This window comes from Paenibacillus sp. FSL R7-0302, assembly GCF_038006885.1.
Lineage (GTDB): Bacteria > Bacillota > Bacilli > Paenibacillales > Paenibacillaceae > Paenibacillus_AQ.
Genome location: NZ_JBBOWB010000001.1, coordinates 5,638,786 through 5,657,112 on the forward strand (window position 1 = coordinate 5,638,786; position 18,327 = coordinate 5,657,112).

Here is an 18,327-nt window from a genome sequence, read left to right on the forward strand (position 1 = left end):
GGATGACCACGGCACCTGCCGCTTCAGCGGTGGCCTAGTGGCTCATTCCGGTGGACATGCCGTTCCCCACTAATCTACTTACAGGAGGCAGATATTCATGAATCAACATGTTACCTTGCCAATTGAGGTACAGGACTTCTACAATGCTGTGAACCAATACCAGCCTGACGCTCTGATTGAATTGTTCGCTCCCGGCGCTACCGTGAAGGATAACGGGAAGTCGGCCGAAGGCGCAGAAGCCATTGCGGCTTGGGGAGAATCCGAGCTGTTCTCCGCTAAGGTCCGCTTTACCATTATGGAAATTGAAGAAATCCAGGGCCGCATTGCGGTGACCGCTGAGATGGAGGGTGAGTTCAATAAGAACCGTGTCCCCGCCCCGCAGCAGTTCACTCATGAATTCAAGGTACAAGGCGGTAAAATCAGCGAGCTGATCATCACGCTTAAATAAGCGTATAGTGTTCCTCCTAACAAAACAGGCTGTCCCGTAAGTCAGAGATGACTAGGGACAGCCTGTTTTTGTTCAACCCGCCTTACGAACCACAATGAAGCAAGTGCTATCCGGCAAGCCTACCAGTTCTCCACTCTCATCCATGATCTCAACTCTGCTCTCCAGCGCCTCCGTGTATCCCTCCTGCAGGTAATGACGGAAGACCTCTATCCTGGCCCGGTCCCCCAGCGTCTGCTGAATGAACGCAGCGTACTGCGAGGGTGTGAAATAGCCGAACTGCTCCTGCACCTCATGAATGTAGGCTTCCTCCCCCCAAGTGTAGGTATAGAGGAATTCCATCGCATCGTTCACCGGCATCAGCACCTCGTGTTCGCCCAGCTGTTCATAACGGATATTCCGTCCGGCAAAATCCTTCGCGTACCGCTCCAGCCACGCCATGCCGTCCGCCTCCAGAAACCGTACCCGGCGCTGCTGTTCCTCCGGCTCGCTCATTATACCGTCGCGGATAATGATCGCACCGCCGTCAGCCAATACCTCGAAGGCACTGGTCAGGGCTGCCGCCACCGTGCCGTGATTGAACTTGCGGCCGTCCAGCGGCACATAGGAATACAGCTCATGCAGAATGGATGAGAAAATCACCGTGTCCACCGTGCCCGGCTCCACATAATCCTTCAGATTCAGCGCATCGCCCTGGAGCACCTCCCAGCGGCGGTCCTCCCGCTGCTTGCGCTGCCGCAGTGCTTCGATCACATTGCTGGAAATATCAATCCCTACCGGCACCACCTCCGGCATCCGCTCCTCAAGCAGATCGAGCAGCACCCCGCCGCCTGGGCCGATGTCCAGCACCTTCCGCCCGGTAACGTAGTCCAGAATCACTGCCTTATAGTCAGCCGTATCATTCATCTGGCTTAAGTACGTATCCTCATTGTGGAAGCGGTCGAAGGCGTCCCGCCGCAGATCGAACAGGTCGAACAGCAGCAGGACCGCCCGTTCATACAGCGCCGACTTCTCGGCCTCTGTGCAGAACTCAATCAGCTTCTCCGCTGCCGCCGAGAACTCGAACTGGAAGAACAGCGTATCCGGCAGATGCTCCTTGCCCCGCAGCCTGTGCGTAAGATGCGGATTGCTGCCGGAAGGCTTCACGCCGCTGTAGATTTCCTCCCAGCTCAGCTCCGAGAGATACTTCTCAATAATCCGTTTCTTATAGACGTTGATCTTCTTGCTGCCCTTATAGTCGTAATGAATACTGTTCATGACCGCTTCGAAGCTCAGATGGCTTAGCTGAATCGGGCTGCTGGCGGCCACCAGACTTATGACCTTCAGGAACTGCTCCAGCGAGAAGGTCTGGAGCGCCGATTCCACATACCAGAAGGTGGCAGGCCGCAGCGGCTCCAGCGCAGCAGGGAGGAAGCCCTCCTGCACCAGCCCGTCCCACTCCGTCTCGTAATCCTCCCCCTGCGCAATGGACCCGGCGCGCATTCTCCGCAGACGTTCCTTCATCGGGACTTCAGGCTGCAGATGCCCTGAAGCAATTACAGCAATCAGCTCCATGACCTGCAGGCGGACCTCCTGCCACAGCTCCGGTGATACCGCCGCAATGATGCAGTGATTCAGTGCGAACAGCAGCCGCTCCAGCTCCTCTGCGCCCAGCAGGCCGTGCTCCACCAGTCCAGACAACGGAAGATTGACGGAAGGCGGAACCTCGCCGCGGATTTGCTGTCCAATCAGCCCATGTGTCTCGATCAGTGTATGTATGACCCGTCTCTTCTCCGCAGAGCCTGCATCGTCCTGCTTCAACCCTTCTGCATAGCGCCGATACAACTCCGCAGAGCCGATATTATGAACGAAAATATTAATGCCCTCTTCCTGCCAGCTCCGCCGCTGCCGGACAGTCCCGCCCTTAGCCGTCTCCGACCAGATCAGCGTCTCCTCGGCCAGCTCCTTGATCCAATACGACAGCGGCAGACTGTCCAGCACCCGCAGACTCCGCTCTACATAATCCAGCACCGGATTCTGCTGCGCTAGCGACTGCAGCGATTCTACCCGCTCCAGGTTCACAATCGTCTGCTCTGCCTGCACGATGTACTCCAGCCACGGATAACCTTCTCCGGCAGGCCATCCTCCTTCACGATACGCCTCTATAGCCCGTAATGATTTCAGCATTTGCATGCCTCCCTATGTAATAGCAATCTATATACAATAGCCCATGTGCTTCAGATTTGAATCAGAGTGTCCGCAGAATAGAACAAACCGCAAGCTTCTGGGTAGAAGCCTGCGGCGGCGGAAGCTCTTATTCAATTGTATCAGATAGTTGGCCGGGAATCAGATTCCCCTCATTTCACACCTGCCATGAATTCTCTGTAGTCCTTGGCAATCTCTTTGGACAATGTATGGTGCAGATAATGACCGCCTTCGAGCGGCACCAGCTTACCGTACACGGAATCCTTCACCTGCTCCTCATGCAGCTTCATCCAGCCCTCCACATCGGTATTATTCGACTGTATGAAGAGCAGCAGCGGAAGCTCTTTGGGGAAGGCCAGCGCCTGGGCTGCTGTGAAATTCTCCTTGAAATGGTCGATCTCATTCATGACAGTGTCATTGTTTAAGTTCTTTGTGGCGATCATTTTCATCTGCTGCTTGGTGTGCTCGTCGAACGGAAGCCCGGCATACGGGTCGGGGCCAATCTTTTGGAACAATCTCATAATGCCGGATTTGTCGAGGAACTTCAGCGTCCCCACCGGTATTTTATCGTCCAAGCCCCCTTGGGTCGGCACACTGCTGTCAATTCCTACAAAGGCCTGCACTTCATCCTTATACTTGTTCACATAATCCAGCCCGTAGATTCCGGCGATGGAATGACCCATGAGCGTGTAACGTTTGATCCCCAGCTGCTGCAGCGCTTCATGAATCTCACTGATGATATTGTCCGAGGTCCGTTCCTTATCGGTCCGGTCACTTAAGCCATAGCCGAACGGCTCCACCACTGCTACTTTGTAATTGGGGGACAGCTCGTCTACCAGCGGCTTGAAATCAAGCGCCGGTGCCCCGGTGCCATACCCCGTCAGCAGCACCACGGTCTCCTCACCCGATCCCTGGATGAGTACATTCATCTTCTTGCCATCGACTGGCACAAGCTGCCCGTACGGCTCAATCTTCTTCAGCTCCGATTTGCTGCTGATGATATTAACCACAAATACTACAGCAAAAAACAATACGATCACAATCATCAATGCCGCTATAGACTTAAGCAGGATTCTGAGTCCTTTTTTCATTATACGATCACCTGTCCTTATGAATCGAATGTGTTGACTGAATCAATTGCTAAGGATAGCTTATACAATGAAAATGTACTCCCCGTGACGGTAATGTGAACGGAAGATGAATCGGCTCAATAATCTAATCTGCGGGTGTATTCAGCGGGAGGGTTACAATAAAGCTTGTACCCGCTCCAAGCTCGCTCGTAACCCGGATGTCGCCATGATGCAGCAGGACGATCTGCCTCACGATCGCCAGTCCCATCCCGCTGCCGGTATACTTCCGGCTGTGGGAGCGGTCCGCCTTGAAGAAGCGGTCAAAGATCCGCTTCTGGTCCTCGGGGGAGATCCCGATGCCGGTGTCGGATACGCGAACGGTCACACTTTTATTATCTTGCCTCGTATGCACACTAATCACTCCCCCCTCCCCGGAGAATTTGATGCTGTTCCCGAGCAGGTTCGTCCAGACCTGGTTCAATTGGTCATAATCCGCGGTGAGCGTGGCAGCCGTCAGCTGAAGATCGAAGTTGATGCGCCGGGCCGACCATTGCGGCTGAAGAGCAACGATCACGCGCCGGATCTGTTCATCCAGGCTGAAGGTGGTGAACCGGAGCTGCTGGGACTGCGATTCCAGCAGGCTCAGCTTCAGCAGGCTGTCGCTCATCTTGGACATCCGTTCGGCTTCCCCGATGATGATATCGAGATAGCGGCCCCGCTCGCTCTCAGGAATATTCATCTGCTTCAGCGCCAGGGCATAGCCGGAGATGGAGGTCAGCGGAGACTGCACCTCATGAGATACATTCGACACGAAGTCACGGCGCATCTGCTCCAGCTGCTGCAGATCATGTGTCATCTCCTCGAAGCTGCGCGCGAGGGCACCCAGCTCTCCCGTTTGCTTGATATTCAGCTTCACGTTGAAGTCCCCGGCTGCGATCCTGCGCGTCGCGTTGGTCAGCTTCTTAATCGGCCGGACCACGAACATGGCCGCTACCAAGATCACAAGACTGCCGGAGATCAGCGAATACACCACGAAATACACCAGCCATTTCAGCACAAAGGCGGAAGAGGGGGGGCCGACAGGCTCTACGAACAATGCTTTTTTTCCCGTATCCGTAGTTAATTGCAGCCCTAGGAGGCTGGTGGAGATGCCTGTCGGATTGACCTGAACGATCCTGCCTGCCAGCACCTGCTTCACCTGCTCTTCAGTCACGGTCTCCAGCTTCATTCCTTCTGGACCGCCATAAGACTGAATCCCGCCGTTCTCATCATAAATCCGCACATGATAGGTCTCAAGCTGCTTCATGCCTGCGACGAACTCGTTGGCTTCGTTCAGCGGAAAGCTCTTATAGATCCGTACGATATCTTGTCCGAAGCGCAGCAAGGGAACCTGCAAATTCTCGTTCAATTCATCTTTGTACAGCCAGATTGCCAGATTGAAGGAGATCACCGTCCCTCCGATTACCGATACCAGAAAGGTCAGAACCACACGGGTATATAACGACTTGATCATTCAGTAACCTCAAGCCGGTAGCCCAGACCGCGGACAGTCTCGATCCGAAAATCCGGCGAAGCCGCAAACCGTTCACGCAGGCGCTTAATATGTACATCTATCGTCCGGTCATCCCCCGAGTAATCAATGCCCCAGATCTGGTCGATCAGCTGCTCGCGGGTATAGACCTGCCCCGGTGTTCCTGCCAGCTTATACAGCAGCTCGAACTCTTTAAGCGGCAGGGACAGCGCTTCTGCCCCGTTCATCACCTTGTAGGTCTGCCGGTCCAGCGTTACTTCTCCGATACGGATCGTATGCGACTTGCCGATTCCCGAGCGCTTCAGCAAGGCTCTGACCCGGACCGTCAGCTCCAGCGGATCAAAGGGCTTGGTCAGATAATCATCGGTTCCCAGCTCGAATCCCTTCACCTTCTCCCAGGTCTCCCCCTTCGCCGTCAGCATTAACAGCGGCAGCTCCGGGTCTGCTCTGCGCAGCTCCTTGCACAGCGCCCAGCCGTCCATCACCGGCATCATAATATCCAGGATGACCAGATCCACATGCGTTCTGGCATAGACCGCCAGCGCCTCTTGACCGTCTGCCGCTTCAGCGGTATCGAATCCGTCATTGCGCAGAAATAGGCAGACAAGCTCGCGGATATTCGCATCGTCGTCTGCAACAAGTATAGTAGGCATCTATTCCCTCTTTTCATATGATCGGGCCTTATAAATATTTCTATCTTCCTTCTAGCATCACCCTGCTGCTTTGCCGGTATGCACCGACACCAGCACCCACTCCGGCCTCGCGCTCCGGCTAGGTGCCGAACCGCTGCCGGTAGCCGCATTTACGGCACAACTCCTCAACAGCTTCCCGCCGCGAGAAGCCATAGAACAGATTATTCGCCCGTTCCCCCTCGACAATCTCGGAGAATGGCTGCTCATGAATATTGCCGAGGTTGATCACCCCTTCGCCATCCAGACAGCACGGCACAACGGTGCCGTCTACCAGGACCGCCGCCTGGCTGCGCAGCGCATGGCAGAAGCCCTTGCCATCATCCTCCGGCTCATGCAGCGCCGGCCATCTGAACTCGTGGTCCTGGTTCAGGTACACGCGCGGGGCAATCTTCACGCCGCTGCCGGGGACGACCTTCTCCTCGATCCTGTAGCCGAGTCCGAAGGCCTCCTCCAGCAGGGCCAGCGTCTCACGGTTGCGCTCCTTCTCCAGATTCGTCCGGTTGTCCTCCGTCAGATTCCAGAGCCGGAACGAGACAATGACGCCGCGCGCAGAGATCTCCCGGACGAACTGGATGATCTCTGTAAGATAACCTTCACGGTTCTCCGAGCCTGCATGGCCGTCGAAGCTGTGCAGCGAGAAGTTCATCTGCCGCAGTGCCGGCTTGCCGAGCAGCTTCGGCCCCGCTTTTCGGATCAGCGTGCCGTTGGTCGTAATATTGACCTTGAAGCCCTTGGCATGCGCGGCATCCAGCAGCTCACCCAGCTTCGGATGCAGCAGCGGCTCGCCTTTGACATGCAGATAGATATGATTGCTATGCGGTTTGATCTCATCAAGAATGGTGTTGAACGTCTCCAGCTTCATGAAATTCTTCTGCCGCTCCGTGGGCGGACAGAAGCTGCAGGCCAGGTTGCAGACGCTTGTGATCTCGATGTATACCTTTTTGAATGTCTTCAAGTTCCGCTCCCCATTTCAATATATAATGCAGGCCAGGCTGCCCGTTACGCTAGAGATCCGAAGCATAACGCAGGCCAATCTGGGCTCTCGCCTCTTCCATCAGCTCTGCCACCGCCAGGGAACTGGCGTGGCTGTTGGTCGCGCTCTCCCGCTGCCCGCTCTTCAGCAGATGAATGAACTCCTCAATCTCATAGTACATCGCCTCATACACCTGCGGTAGCGTAAGCTCCTCGACGGTTCCGTCGCGGTAATGGATTTTGACCTGATAGGGCTGGTTAATCTTGTCGATCACCATCGTTCCGTTCTCGCCCTGAATCTCAGCAGGCAGATAGGAATCGGCAATCTTGGAATGCATGACCACCGCGTCCATGTCCGGGTAACGCATGACCATGCTGCCTTCCCCGTCCACACCTGAGGCGAGCATCAGCCCAACGGCCTTGACCGAATCCGGCTTGCCGAACAAAGCCACCATCGGATATAAGCAATAGATCCCCAGATCCATCAGAGAGCCGTTGGAATATTCAGGATTGAACGCATTCAGCACCGTCCCCTGCCGGTAAGCATCATACCTCGAAGAGTATTGACAATAACCTGCGAAGTAGCGCCGGACTTGACCCAGCTTATATAAGTTATCCCGGATCACGCCAAAATTCGGCATGAACGTGGATTTCATCGCTTCCATGAACAGCACATCATTGCTGCGCGCTGCTTCAATCATCGCCTTCAGCTCCCGGCTGTTGGAGGCCGCCGGCTTCTCACAGATCACATGCTTGCCATGGTTCAGACAGATCAATGAATGCTCCGCATGCATCGAGTTGGGGCTGGCGATATAGACCGCGTCCACCTCTGCGCTTGATACCATCGCCTCCAGATCCGTATAGATCGAAGCCCCGGCATACTTGGCGGCAAAAGCCTGTCCCTTCTCCTCTGTACGGGAATACACGGCCGTAAGCAGAAACTCCTCATTCTCAAGTCCCGCCTGCACAAAGCGGTCTGTAATCCAGTTAGTCCCTACAACCCCGAAACGAATAGTCATGAATGATCCCGTCCTTTTTCAAAATATAATTTATATGTTTCTCACGCTATAAATTATCCTTCTATTTCTCGCCGAAACGGTACCGTTCTTAAAAAAGGACGGCAAAGCCGTGTCCACTTGAAATATAAGCTATAACTGCTATTTTCTCATTCCATGATAGGTATGTCCACTTATATACCGTAATTTCCGACAAATTCCGCTAGATTTCGATTGTGAAAAAAAGCACCTGAGAATAGGCTCCCTGAGTCCAATGTCCCTTGGTCCATTCGTACATGGTGGCAATGGTGCATGGTCCGGCCAATCGAAGATGGAACCCTACGAACCTGGACCGATTCGCCGATCCATCACCTTCAGCAGAGCCATGCCGCACCTTCAGGCAGGTCATCGCCCATCCCGCTGGAGCCATGCCTCACCTCCAGGCAGATCATCGCCCCTCCCGCTGGAGCCATGCCTCACCTCCAGGCAGATCATCGCCCCTCCCGCTGGAGCCATGCCTCACCTCCAGGCAGATCATCGCCCCTCCCGCTGGAGCCATGCCTCAACTTCACGCAGGTCATCGCCCATCCCGCTGGAGCCATGCCTCACCTCCAGGCAGATCATCGCCCCTCCCACCGGAGCCATGCCTCACCTCCAGGCAGGTCATCGCCCCTCCCGCTGGAGCCAGCAATTGTACTTTATACACTAGAATCCGGTGTAAACCTCCTGTTTTGCCATTCTGCTGTATTTTGTACAACAGAATCTGGAGTTTGGGCCTGTAACAGCCCTCACCCCATAAATCTACTGTATGAAATACAACAGACTCAAATTTTGAGGTGTTTTTGGGACATTCTATTGCACATAATGCAATCACCCGACTGACTGGCGAAGGCAGGCGCAGTGGGCAGTGGGCGGTGGGTATGGCGCAGCGGGACGGTGAGCAATGAGCAGAGCGCAATGACGATGGACAGTCGGCAGTGCACCGAGCGAACAGTTGGAGATAGTTGTAGTCTGTGCAATTAAAAACAGGAAACACGAAGGATTTCCTCTTCTAACTGTAGTCTGTACAACTAAAATCTGCCCGAAGGAGTGAGAACCAGGGTATGGAGGTATTTTAATTGTACCAAATACAGCTAAACGGATATTCGGCGGCACAACAAGCGATTTAGTTGTACAGATTACAACTCAGCATCCCACTCGCACCTTCACCAGGGCATACCAAACCCTCAATAAGCGATTAGTTAACGTCCTTCTCACAAATTCACATCTGATTGGCTTCAAGCGAACAGCGCACGTACTATCCAGTGTTCCACAATACGAGCTACAGCGGACAGCGCGCCTACTATCCAGTGTCCCACAATACGAGCGACAGCAAACAGCCCCCGCTTCTCCCGGCGGGGGCTGTCTTCATCCTGCGCGGGCCCCACTGGACACGCACCTATTTTACCCGTAAAAAGCTACAAGCTGGCGCACGATCTCCGCCTTATCATGATCGACCACGACCTGATGCTGCGGCTGCTCGAACAGGGCCGAGATCTGCTCCGGGAACTCCTGCTTGATGCCGGTCAAGGCAATCGCCTCGTCGAACTTGGCCGGATGCGCTGTAGCGTAAGCAATGCTTATCTCATCAGGAGCGCTGAATTTCTCATATGCGGCTACGCCACATGCCGTATGCGGGTCGAGCAGATAGCCGGATTCCTGCTGGTACTTGCTGATGATCTCCAGACACTGTGCATTCTTCACGCCCAGCGCGGAGAAATCCGCCTGTACCCGGGCCAGCAGCTCGCCGTCCACCGTAATCGCGCCCTCGCTCTGCAAGGCTGCCATGTACCCGGACAGCTTATCCGCATCCTCGCCCAGCAGATAATACAGATAGCGTTCGAAGTTGCTCGCCACCTGGATATCCATCGACGGGCTGTAGGTGCCCGTGAAGCTGCCTGGTTTGTATTCGCCGGTCACCACGAACCGTTCGAGGATGTTGTTCTCATTGGTGGCGATGATCAGCTTGTGGATCGGCAGACCCATTTTCCGCGCCAGGAAGCCTGAGAAAATATTGCCGAAGTTGCCCGAAGGCACGCTGATATTAACCTTCTTCTGATCGCTCCCCGGAAGCTGCAGATAAGCATGGAAATAGTAGACCGTCTGCGCCAGAATGCGCACGAAGTTAATGGAGTTAATCGCCCGCAGGTGATACCGTCCCTTGAAGTCGAGATCGGCGAACAGCTCCTTGATAATCTTCTGGCAATCGTCGAAGTTGCCCTCTACGGACAGGTTCAGCACATTGCTGTCATCTACGGTGGTCATTTGCAGCTCCTGCACCTTGCTGACTTTGCCGTGCGGATGAAGGATACAGATCTTAATGCCTTCCTTGCCGCGAACGCCCTGAATGGCCGCAGCACCAGTATCGCCGGAAGTGGCTCCGAGAATATGGATGATTTCACCGCGCACCTTGGCAATGTAGGAATACAACTCGCCCATGAACTGCAGCGCCACATCCTTGAAGGCAAACGTCGGCCCGTGGAACAGCTCCAGCACGTATAAAGAATCGTTCACCCGGTGCAGCGGCGTAACTTCCGGAGCGCGGAAGCTGCCATAGCTGGTGTAGACCATTGAGCGCAGATCTTCATAAGGAATTTCGTCATTGGTATAGTAGGAGAAAATCTCAAGGAACAGCTCCTGAAAGCTCAGGCTTCTCCATTCCTCCAGCTTCTCCGGGGAAATCACCGGAATCTCAGCCGGTACCATGAGTCCGCCGTCATCCGCCAGCCCCATCAGAACCGTATCAATAAAGCCTCTGGCCGCTACCTTGCCTCTTGTGCTTATATACTCCATACCCGTCTCATCCTCCTGAACCCCTCTTTATTTACTGTACATAGTACCACGTTTACGCGTTAAAGTCCGCTGATTCTATAAGATTAAGGCTCACCGGGCTATTTGCCCTGAAGCTCTTTCCAGACGGTTTTGTTGCTGTACTTCTTCTCTGTGCTGACATCCAGGCCAAACCATTCCGGGGCTGTGAAGCCTTCCGCCTCCTCCAGCGAATCGAACTCAACCTCAAGCACCGTAAGCTCCAGCTGGGTGTAGAGATCAATCTCCACCGTTGTACCGTTCCATACGCCTGTAATGCGGGTTTTGACCAGCGGGATCGCCTTCACCGCCTCAATCATCTGGTTATACAAGCCTGCGGAAATGAAATATTCAATCTCCTGGCGGCTGATGCCCTTGCCATCCTTGAACGTATGCGTGTAAGTTACCTCACCCGTGTCCAGATCCGTGATCTTCCGCACCCGCAGCTCCTGCCCGTCCTCAATCGCAAGATACGTCTGGTCAATACTGTGACGGGTCAGCACCTTCAGCTGTCCTTCTTCAATCAGCCGCTCCGGGTATTCCGGCAGCAGGAATTTGCGTTCAATCTCCATAGCCATGCTGTTTCTCTCCTCTGTGTGCGAGCTTTGTGCGAGCGTTAATGTTACATATTATTTATCATCATAGGGGCGGGTCATACGCAAGTCAACCGGAGGGAACGGATTCACCGGGAAAAAAATTCTATACCTTCTGTCCGCCTAAGGCATGAATGTTACTCGCTCCCCAGGCCACAATCTCTTCGATTAGCGGAACCAATTCCTGCCCGGAGGGGGTCAGGGAATACTCGACGCGCGGAGGCACCTCAGGATATTGCTCGCGATGGATAATGCCGTAGTCGATAAGGTCCTTGAGACTGTTCGTTAACGTGGTTCCGGTGATGCCGTGCAGCCTTCTTTTTAGTTCGTTATACCGGATCGGCCCCTCTTCGCTCAGCAAAGCGAGGATAGGCAGATTCCACTTCCCGCCGATGACATGAAAAGCAAAGGTGGCTGGGCACATCTGCGTTAAGTCAACCTCATATTTCATAGGTGATTCCTCCATTAGTATATTTTATATACCAAGTATTAAAAACAATAGTACTTGTTAATCTGATTCCAGATATTATAATCATACTACAACTGGAAACGGATATTTTAAAAAAAGAAAGTGAGGTAAACAGCTATGAATACAAATCCTATGATCTGTGATCTGAAGACAGGGGTATGCGGGGTAAGCGACGAGGAGCATACACAAATTATAGATTTCAATCCGCAGCAGCAGCCCAAAGTTACTCTCTATTATGTTACTGATCCGATCTGTTCACACTGCTGGGCCATCGAGCCTACCCTGAACCGGTTTATTCAGCAATATGGCAAGTACTTTGATCTACAGCCCCTAATGGGCGGGTTATTAGCCGGTTGGAATGGCTTTGCTGACAAGGCGAATGGAATACAGCAGCCAGCCGATGTAGCGGGGCACTGGAAGGAAGTCGGGGCGCATTACCGCATGCCCATTGACGGCACCCTATGGCTGAACAATCCGGTCATGTCCTCTTATCCGCCCTCCAGAGTATTCAAGGTTATCCAGCAGAGACATCCGGGGAAGGAACTGGCCTACTTGCGGAGTGCCAGAGAAGCCGTCTTCGTCTTCAACCGGAATATCGGAGAAGACGAGGTCCTCACGGATATTGTGAATAGTCTGGGATTACCCGGCGCAGAGATCGTTCAGGCCGCAGGACTGGAAGCGGCGCAGGAGCTGCTGGAGGAGGATTTTCAGAAGGTGGCCCAGCTCGGCGTACGCGGCTTCCCGACCCTTGTCATGGTCAATGAAGAGAACCAAGGCATTAAGCTGGTCGGGTCCCGCACCCTGCAAAACTACGTAGATGCCTTACAGCAGCTTATTCCTGAGCCGCTTGCTCCTGCTGCTCTCCCGGCGTTGCCGGAGCTGCTGGCCGAAGGACATCTTCTCTTCTCCAGAGAAATCGAAGCCATGTACGATATCAATCCAGAGGATGTGGCGGCCTTCACCTCCGCTGAGCTTCCCGAGCATGCATACCGCACCCGGCAGATCCTGGGTGAGATGTTTATCGAACCGGCCTGAAGGCGCCCGGGTATTCAAAAACAGCGGTCCCCCGTCATTGGAGGACCGCTGTTTGTTTGATTATACCGAAGCCTGATGTCCATTATACCGAATTATGATACCCATGCGGACAGAGAATCCGCTATTTCGCGTATATAGCCACTTTTGCCCTGTAATCGGACTCAGAGGCCCTTATTCGTATGATTTCGCCTTGAAACAGCCAGCCGGGAAGACAATAAGGTCTTCTGAGTCCGCAAGAACAGAAATCAGGTTAGTTTAGCAGCAAATAAGGTCATGTCAGTCCGCAAGCCGTTACCACCCCTAGATATAATCCGCCATCGAGCGGACTACGAGTCCTGTCGGCGCGGCAGGGGTGAAGTCTGCCCCTCCGCCGCTGCTCCCGCCCCGAATCGAGAACTCCACCGTCTTCGGCTCGCCAGGCAGCAGATCGAAGTAATTATCGGAGAAGATGCCTTCTTCTTCTACAGTGAGATGCACGCCCCGCGCCAGCACATCGCTGCTCAGCGTGAAGCTCTGCCCGCCGCTTCCCGGCACCTCGGTCACCGTAATGACCGGCTGGCTCAGCGGAATATCCTTGGCGGCCGCGAAGTAATGCTCCTTGCGCTCCAGCACTTGCCCTGTCTTCGGTCCTTGCTCCAGCACCTGCCCTGTCTCCGGTCCTTGCTCCAGCACTTGCCTTGTCTCCGTCCCCGGCTCCTGCACCTGTCCTGGCACAAGCTCCGCCTGCACCACCTGCCCGCTCTCCAGCAGGGAAGCTATCAGCAGCACCTGAGCCGGTTCACGGCCCTCCAGCACTTCAGCCAGCGGCAGTGTGAAGACCACAGCCGATGAATCCGCAGCCAGAGTGACCGGCTGCGACCATTCGCGCAGCAGTACGCCGCTGATATCATGCAGCCGCAGAACCAGCTCTGCGTCCAATGCCTCCCGCCGGTCAGACACCCCATAGACCTTGACGCTCTCCCCGTCTGTGCTGTCTACAGACAGCAGCACCTCCTGGAAGCTGCGGCGCACCGTATATTGCAGCGCCTTCCAGCGCCCGTAATAATCCATGCCCGCCCAGGAGGCTACCGGCCAGCAGTCATTCATCTGCCAGTACAGCGTGCCCATGCAATAAGGCTTGTTGCGGCGGTGACTCTCCATAGCCATGCGGATCGCCTCGGCCTGAAGCACCTGGCTCATGTACAGGAAGCCCCGGAAATCCTTCGGCTGTGGCAGGTACATATCCATATATTCCTTAATCAGCTGATTGCCCGATCCGTTCTTCTGATGGGCCAGCATTACCTTCGATTCCAGCGCCAGCTCCTCTTCCTCTGCATAGCTCAGCACCGACTTCAGCTCCGGGAAAGACTGGAAGCCGTATTCGCTCATGAAGCGGCCTACCTTGAGATTATAGTTCTCGAACGGCTCCTTGGCGTGCCAGACGCCCCAGTAGTGGATATCCCCGTCACCCATAATCCGCGTCGCATGCTGACCCTGACCACCTGTGAGTTCGCGCAGCGGCGAGGACGGCCAGTAATCCATACCGAGATGGTTCGCAGCCACGGCTTCCGGCAGAATCCGGTGGAAGATTTCCTCATAGGCAGTCCATAAGCTCTGGCGAATCTCAGCATTCAGCTTCTCCTTCCAGCCCCAGCCCATATTCTCCTCATACTGGGACCAGGCCGAGTCAATCTCATTGTTCCCGCACCAGAGCGCGATACAAGGGTGGTTACGCAATCTGCGGACATTATATACCGCTTCTGCGCGGACATTATTCAGGAATGCCTCATCGCCCGGGTACATGCTGCAGGCGAACATGAAGTCCTGCCAGACCAGCAGCCCGTACTCATCACACAGCCGGTAGAACACTTCTTCTTCATAGAAGCCGCCGCCCCACACCCGCAGCATATTCATATTGGATTCCACGGCCGTGGCAATCTCATGGCGGTAACGTTCCTCCGTAACCTCCGTGATGAAGCTGTCGTTAGGGATATGATTGGCACCCTTGGCGAAGACCGGCACCCCGTTCAGCTCAAAATGGAACGACGCCCCCTGCGCATCCGGCTTACGCACCAGCTTAATTTCCCGAAGCCCCGTCGTTACCTCCGATACTGCTACAGTATCCGCTCCTTGCAGCAGCTCTGCACGAAAAAGGTACAGCTCCGGCTTGCCCAGGCCGTTGCACCACCACAGGCGCGGGCGGTCAATCACCAGCTCAAGCTCTAGTGTCTGCTTGCCCGGAGTGAGCGTAACCGCCTTCATCCATTCCTGCCCTCCGGCGCTCACCCGCAACAGGCTGCTCCATGCTTCCGGGGCGTCTGCTTCAATCACGGCCGTTAGCCGGGCCTCCTGCTCATTCACCTCATGCTGGCGAATGTACAGATCCTCAATCGCAGCAACATCCCGGCCTGTCAGCACAGCTTCCCGCCAGATCCCGCTGGTCAGGAATCGCGGGCCCCAATCCCAGCCGTAGTGATACGGCGCTTTGCGGGCAAATACACTGATCCGCTGCTCCTGAAGGCCACCTAACTCAGACTGGTCATTCGGCGCAGGCAGATCGTAGCCCAGCGCCGCCAGCTTCGGCAGATCCTCCGTCACCACCGAGCGGAAAACGATGCGGATCTCATTCTCACCCGCCCGCAGCAGACCCTTCACATTCACGGTCCAGGACAGGAACATATTGTCTGCGGACAAGGCGTGCACGCCGTTCACATACACATCGGCATACGTATCCAGCCCGGCGAACACCAGCTCAGTTACCGCCAGCGTCTGCCATGTCTCTTCTAATACAAATCCTGTTCTGTATTCCCAGTCCTTTTTATCAATCCATTGCAGCTCATGTTCATTCGTTCCATAGAAGGGCTGATCGATAACGCCATTGCGCAGCAGATCCGTATGCACCGTTCCCGGTACCACAGCCGTAAGCCATTCTTCATCTCCGCAGGCTCTGAATTCCCAGTTCGACAGGTCGATTTGTAGTTGTTTCATAGTTCCTCCTATACTGTTTTTGCGCATTCCGGCGCTTAGCTAACCCCATTATATTTTGTTATAATAACGTTAGCAATAACAATATTTAAAGCAGCTATAATAAAAACAAAATGAACTACTCCTCGAACCTGCCAAATGCATATCTAATCTAGATAAAGCCCCAACCAGCGAAATTAACTCGAATTGCCGAAGAGCCATTTGTTATTTTTGTTATCTTAATTATTATCGAACCCGACCCAACTTACTTCTGCTTCTGCTGCTCTTCATGCTCCTTAATCACCTGCTCCGTCCCGAGCAGAATCAGCCTCAGGCCGAATTCAAAGGCCCCATCGGTCCCCAGCAGCTCGAACAGTCCGTTCTTGAACATCCTCCGGAACAACCCAACCTCCTTCTCGCTCATGGAGTCCATCAGGCGGAGCAGTTCCTCGCCCGGAGGCTCCTGCTGTTCCTTAGCCATCATGGCGACATTACGCTCATGCTCATAATCATCCAGCACGAAGAAGAACACGAAGTTCACAAGTGTAGTGACCACCTGCACCTTCTGCGCCTCCTCAAGCGGCGTGGATTCCACACAGTGCAGCATCCGGTTGTTGAACCGGATAATGTCCGGCTCGTGGGGCAGCGTCATCATCATAAGCTGCGTAGAGCAGGAATACCGGCTGAGCACACTCCGTACCGTTACCGCAAAGTCTGTCAGCTGCTCCTTCCAGTCGCCCTCCGGGCGGTGCTCCTCCAGGATGACTCTGGAGATGTGGTTGGCCAGCCGCTGGTAGAGATTCTGTTTGCTCTTGAAATACCAATACAGCGAGGGAGCCTGAATCCCCAGCCGGTCCGCCAGACGCCGCATACTGAATTTCTCGATCCCCCCCTCCCTGAGAAGCTCCCACGAAGCTTCCAGAATCCGGTCTTCCGAGATTTGAGGTTGTGCTTTTTTCATCGCTATCCGCCCTTTTATCTAACAGTGTAAGTTTATGCTTTACAGTCTCTTAGGTTCATGATATCATCTAACACTGTAAGGTTCAATCTAACGCCGTTAGATTAACAAAAATCAGTGAAAGAAGTGATCCCTAATGGATACCGAAAACCTTTATTATTTTGAAAAAGCACCCATCACCAAAGCCGTCGCCCATTTCGCCGTGCCCATGATGTTAGGCACCTCCATGAACGTTATCTATTCGATTCTGAATGCCTATTTCCTGGGCACTCTCCACAATACGGCCATGCTGACCGCACTCGCCCTGACCCTGCCGCTGTTCGCCATCATCATGGCGCTGGGCAATCTGGTGGGCATTGGCAGCGGCACCTACATCTCGCGGCTGCTTGGTGAGCACAAATATGATGAAGTCAAGCAAGTGTCTTCCTTCGCCTTTTACAGTAGTCTCTTGCTTGGCCTCCTTGTGATGGCGGTAGGTCTGCCGCTGATCGGCCCCATCCTTCACAGTCTGGGGGCAACGCCGGATTCCTATGAATTCACGAAGGATTATGTCACAATCATGCTGATTGGCGCACCGTTTGTCGTCTTGTTCTTTACACTGGAGAATATGGTCCGCTCCGAGGGTGCAGCCATCGTCTCCATGATCGGTATGATGCTCAGCGTGGTGGTTAATATCCTGCTCGATGCATTTGTCATCTTCGTGCTCCACTGGGGTGTAATTGGCGTAGCGTCTGCAACGGTTGTTGCCAACATGGTTGCGAGTGCCTACTATGCCTTCCACATGGGCTACAAAAGCCAATTCCTGACGGTCTCCTTCAAATGGTTCAAGGCCACCAAGGATATCTTAAGCAATGTATTCAAAATCGGCGTTCCGGTCTTCATCATGAGTGTCTTTCTGGGAGCCATGTCGCTGATCTTCAATCTGTTCCTGATCGAATATGGGGATTCGGCTGTAGCCGCTTACGGGATATCCTCAAGATTGCTGCAGTTCCCCGAGTTTATTCTGATGGGGTTATGCGAGGGAGTGGTGCCGCTCATTGCCTTCTCATTTACAGCGGATAAGCTGCGCATGAAGCATACGATCGGATTCACAGTAAAAGCGATGGCCGCCATGGCTGCCGTATTCGGCATCGTCGTCTATCTGATCTCCGACCATCTGATTGGTCTGTTCACACGGGACCCGCAAATGATTGAAATGGGCAGCTATATTCTGCATGTCACCTTCTTGTCCTTATTCATTTCAGGGCTGACCACCTTGTTCATGGGGATCTTCCAGGCTACCGCGCAGGGAACGGCCGCATTCGTAATGTCGATTATTCAAGGGGTCACACTGATTCCTGTGCTCTTCTTCGCCAACCGGATGAACGGCTTCCATGGCGTGGTATGGTCGCTGGTCATTGCCGATGCCGCTGCCTTCCTGGTCGGTGCTGCCATGCTGTACGCCCTGCGGCACAAGCTCCAGCCCGAACTGGAGAGTCTGGTGCATTAAGTAAGCCTAAGCCGCCTCTGAGCAATACAAGCAGCCGCAGGAAGCCCTTCCTGCGGCTGCTTTATGTTACTATGAAGGTTGTAACGAACGAATCCCAATCTGCA

Annotated in this window: 14 protein-coding genes; 3 read left to right on the top strand and 11 right to left on the bottom strand. The window is 54.2% G+C overall.

Translation table 11 applies throughout. The features are described 5' to 3' along the window. The first annotated feature begins 97 nt into the window (after positions 1-97). Positions 98-448, top strand: a complete 351-nt coding sequence (locus tag MKY96_RS24340) for a nuclear transport factor 2 family protein (protein ID WP_340944030.1) — start codon at positions 98-100, stop codon at positions 446-448. A 72-nt stretch (positions 449-520) separates the two neighbouring features. Here the strand turns inward: MKY96_RS24340 and MKY96_RS24345 are convergent, their stop codons facing one another. The 9 genes from MKY96_RS24345 to MKY96_RS24385 form a co-directional block, all read right to left on the bottom strand. Then, positions 521-2,611: a class I SAM-dependent methyltransferase gene (locus tag MKY96_RS24345; RefSeq protein WP_340944032.1), complete on the bottom strand. Its 2,091-nt coding sequence runs from the start codon at positions 2,609-2,611 to the stop codon at positions 521-523. 170 nt (positions 2,612-2,781) lie between these two features. Further along, positions 2,782-3,720, bottom strand: coding sequence for an alpha/beta hydrolase (locus MKY96_RS24350; RefSeq protein ID WP_340944034.1), 939 nt, complete (start codon positions 3,718-3,720; stop codon positions 2,782-2,784). A 124-nt stretch (positions 3,721-3,844) separates the two neighbouring features. After that, the gene (locus MKY96_RS24355) at positions 3,845-5,212 is read right to left on the bottom strand and encodes a sensor histidine kinase (protein ID WP_340944036.1); all 1,368 of its coding nucleotides are present in this window, start codon (positions 5,210-5,212) and stop codon (positions 3,845-3,847) included. Next, complete coding sequence (locus MKY96_RS24360) at positions 5,209-5,883, bottom strand: response regulator transcription factor (RefSeq protein ID WP_340944038.1); 675 nt, start codon at positions 5,881-5,883, stop codon at positions 5,209-5,211. The genes MKY96_RS24355 and MKY96_RS24360 overlap by 4 nt, the downstream gene beginning before the upstream one ends. A gap of 118 nt (positions 5,884-6,001) precedes the next feature. Further along, the gene (locus MKY96_RS24365) at positions 6,002-6,877 is read right to left on the bottom strand and encodes a radical SAM/SPASM domain-containing protein (protein ID WP_340944039.1); all 876 of its coding nucleotides are present in this window, start codon (positions 6,875-6,877) and stop codon (positions 6,002-6,004) included. Positions 6,878-6,926: 49 nt separating this feature from the next. Continuing rightward, a complete protein-coding gene (locus tag MKY96_RS24370; protein ID WP_340944040.1) occupies positions 6,927-7,913 on the bottom strand; it encodes a Gfo/Idh/MocA family protein in 987 nt (328 codons plus the stop codon). 1,419 nt (positions 7,914-9,332) lie between these two features. Beyond that, entirely contained in the window at positions 9,333-10,721 is a 1,389-nt protein-coding gene (gene thrC, locus MKY96_RS24375; RefSeq protein ID WP_340944041.1) for a threonine synthase, read from the bottom strand. Between the two features lie 98 nt (positions 10,722-10,819). Further along, complete coding sequence (locus MKY96_RS24380; protein ID WP_076078851.1) at positions 10,820-11,314, bottom strand: CYTH domain-containing protein; 495 nt, start codon at positions 11,312-11,314, stop codon at positions 10,820-10,822. 121 nt (positions 11,315-11,435) lie between these two features. Next, entirely contained in the window at positions 11,436-11,780 is a 345-nt protein-coding gene (locus MKY96_RS24385; protein WP_340944042.1) for a winged helix-turn-helix transcriptional regulator, read from the bottom strand. A 135-nt stretch (positions 11,781-11,915) separates the two neighbouring features. Here MKY96_RS24385 and MKY96_RS24390 point away from each other — a divergent pair, with 135 nt between their 5' ends. After that, positions 11,916-12,833, top strand: coding sequence for a DsbA family protein (locus MKY96_RS24390; protein WP_340944043.1), 918 nt, complete (start codon positions 11,916-11,918; stop codon positions 12,831-12,833). A 300-nt stretch (positions 12,834-13,133) separates the two neighbouring features. Here MKY96_RS24390 and MKY96_RS24395 read toward each other — a convergent pair whose 3' ends face one another. Both MKY96_RS24395 and MKY96_RS24400 read right to left on the bottom strand, forming a co-directional pair. Continuing rightward, complete coding sequence (locus MKY96_RS24395) at positions 13,134-15,800, bottom strand: beta-mannosidase (protein WP_340944046.1); 2,667 nt, start codon at positions 15,798-15,800, stop codon at positions 13,134-13,136. 241 nt (positions 15,801-16,041) lie between these two features. Further along, positions 16,042-16,737, bottom strand: a complete 696-nt coding sequence (locus MKY96_RS24400) for a TetR/AcrR family transcriptional regulator (RefSeq protein ID WP_340944048.1) — start codon at positions 16,735-16,737, stop codon at positions 16,042-16,044. Between the two features lie 133 nt (positions 16,738-16,870). On the opposite strand from MKY96_RS24400, the gene MKY96_RS24405 reads away from it, so the two are divergent. Further along, complete coding sequence (locus tag MKY96_RS24405) at positions 16,871-18,223, top strand: MATE family efflux transporter (protein ID WP_340944049.1); 1,353 nt, start codon at positions 16,871-16,873, stop codon at positions 18,221-18,223. Positions 18,224-18,327: the final 104 nt, after the last annotated feature.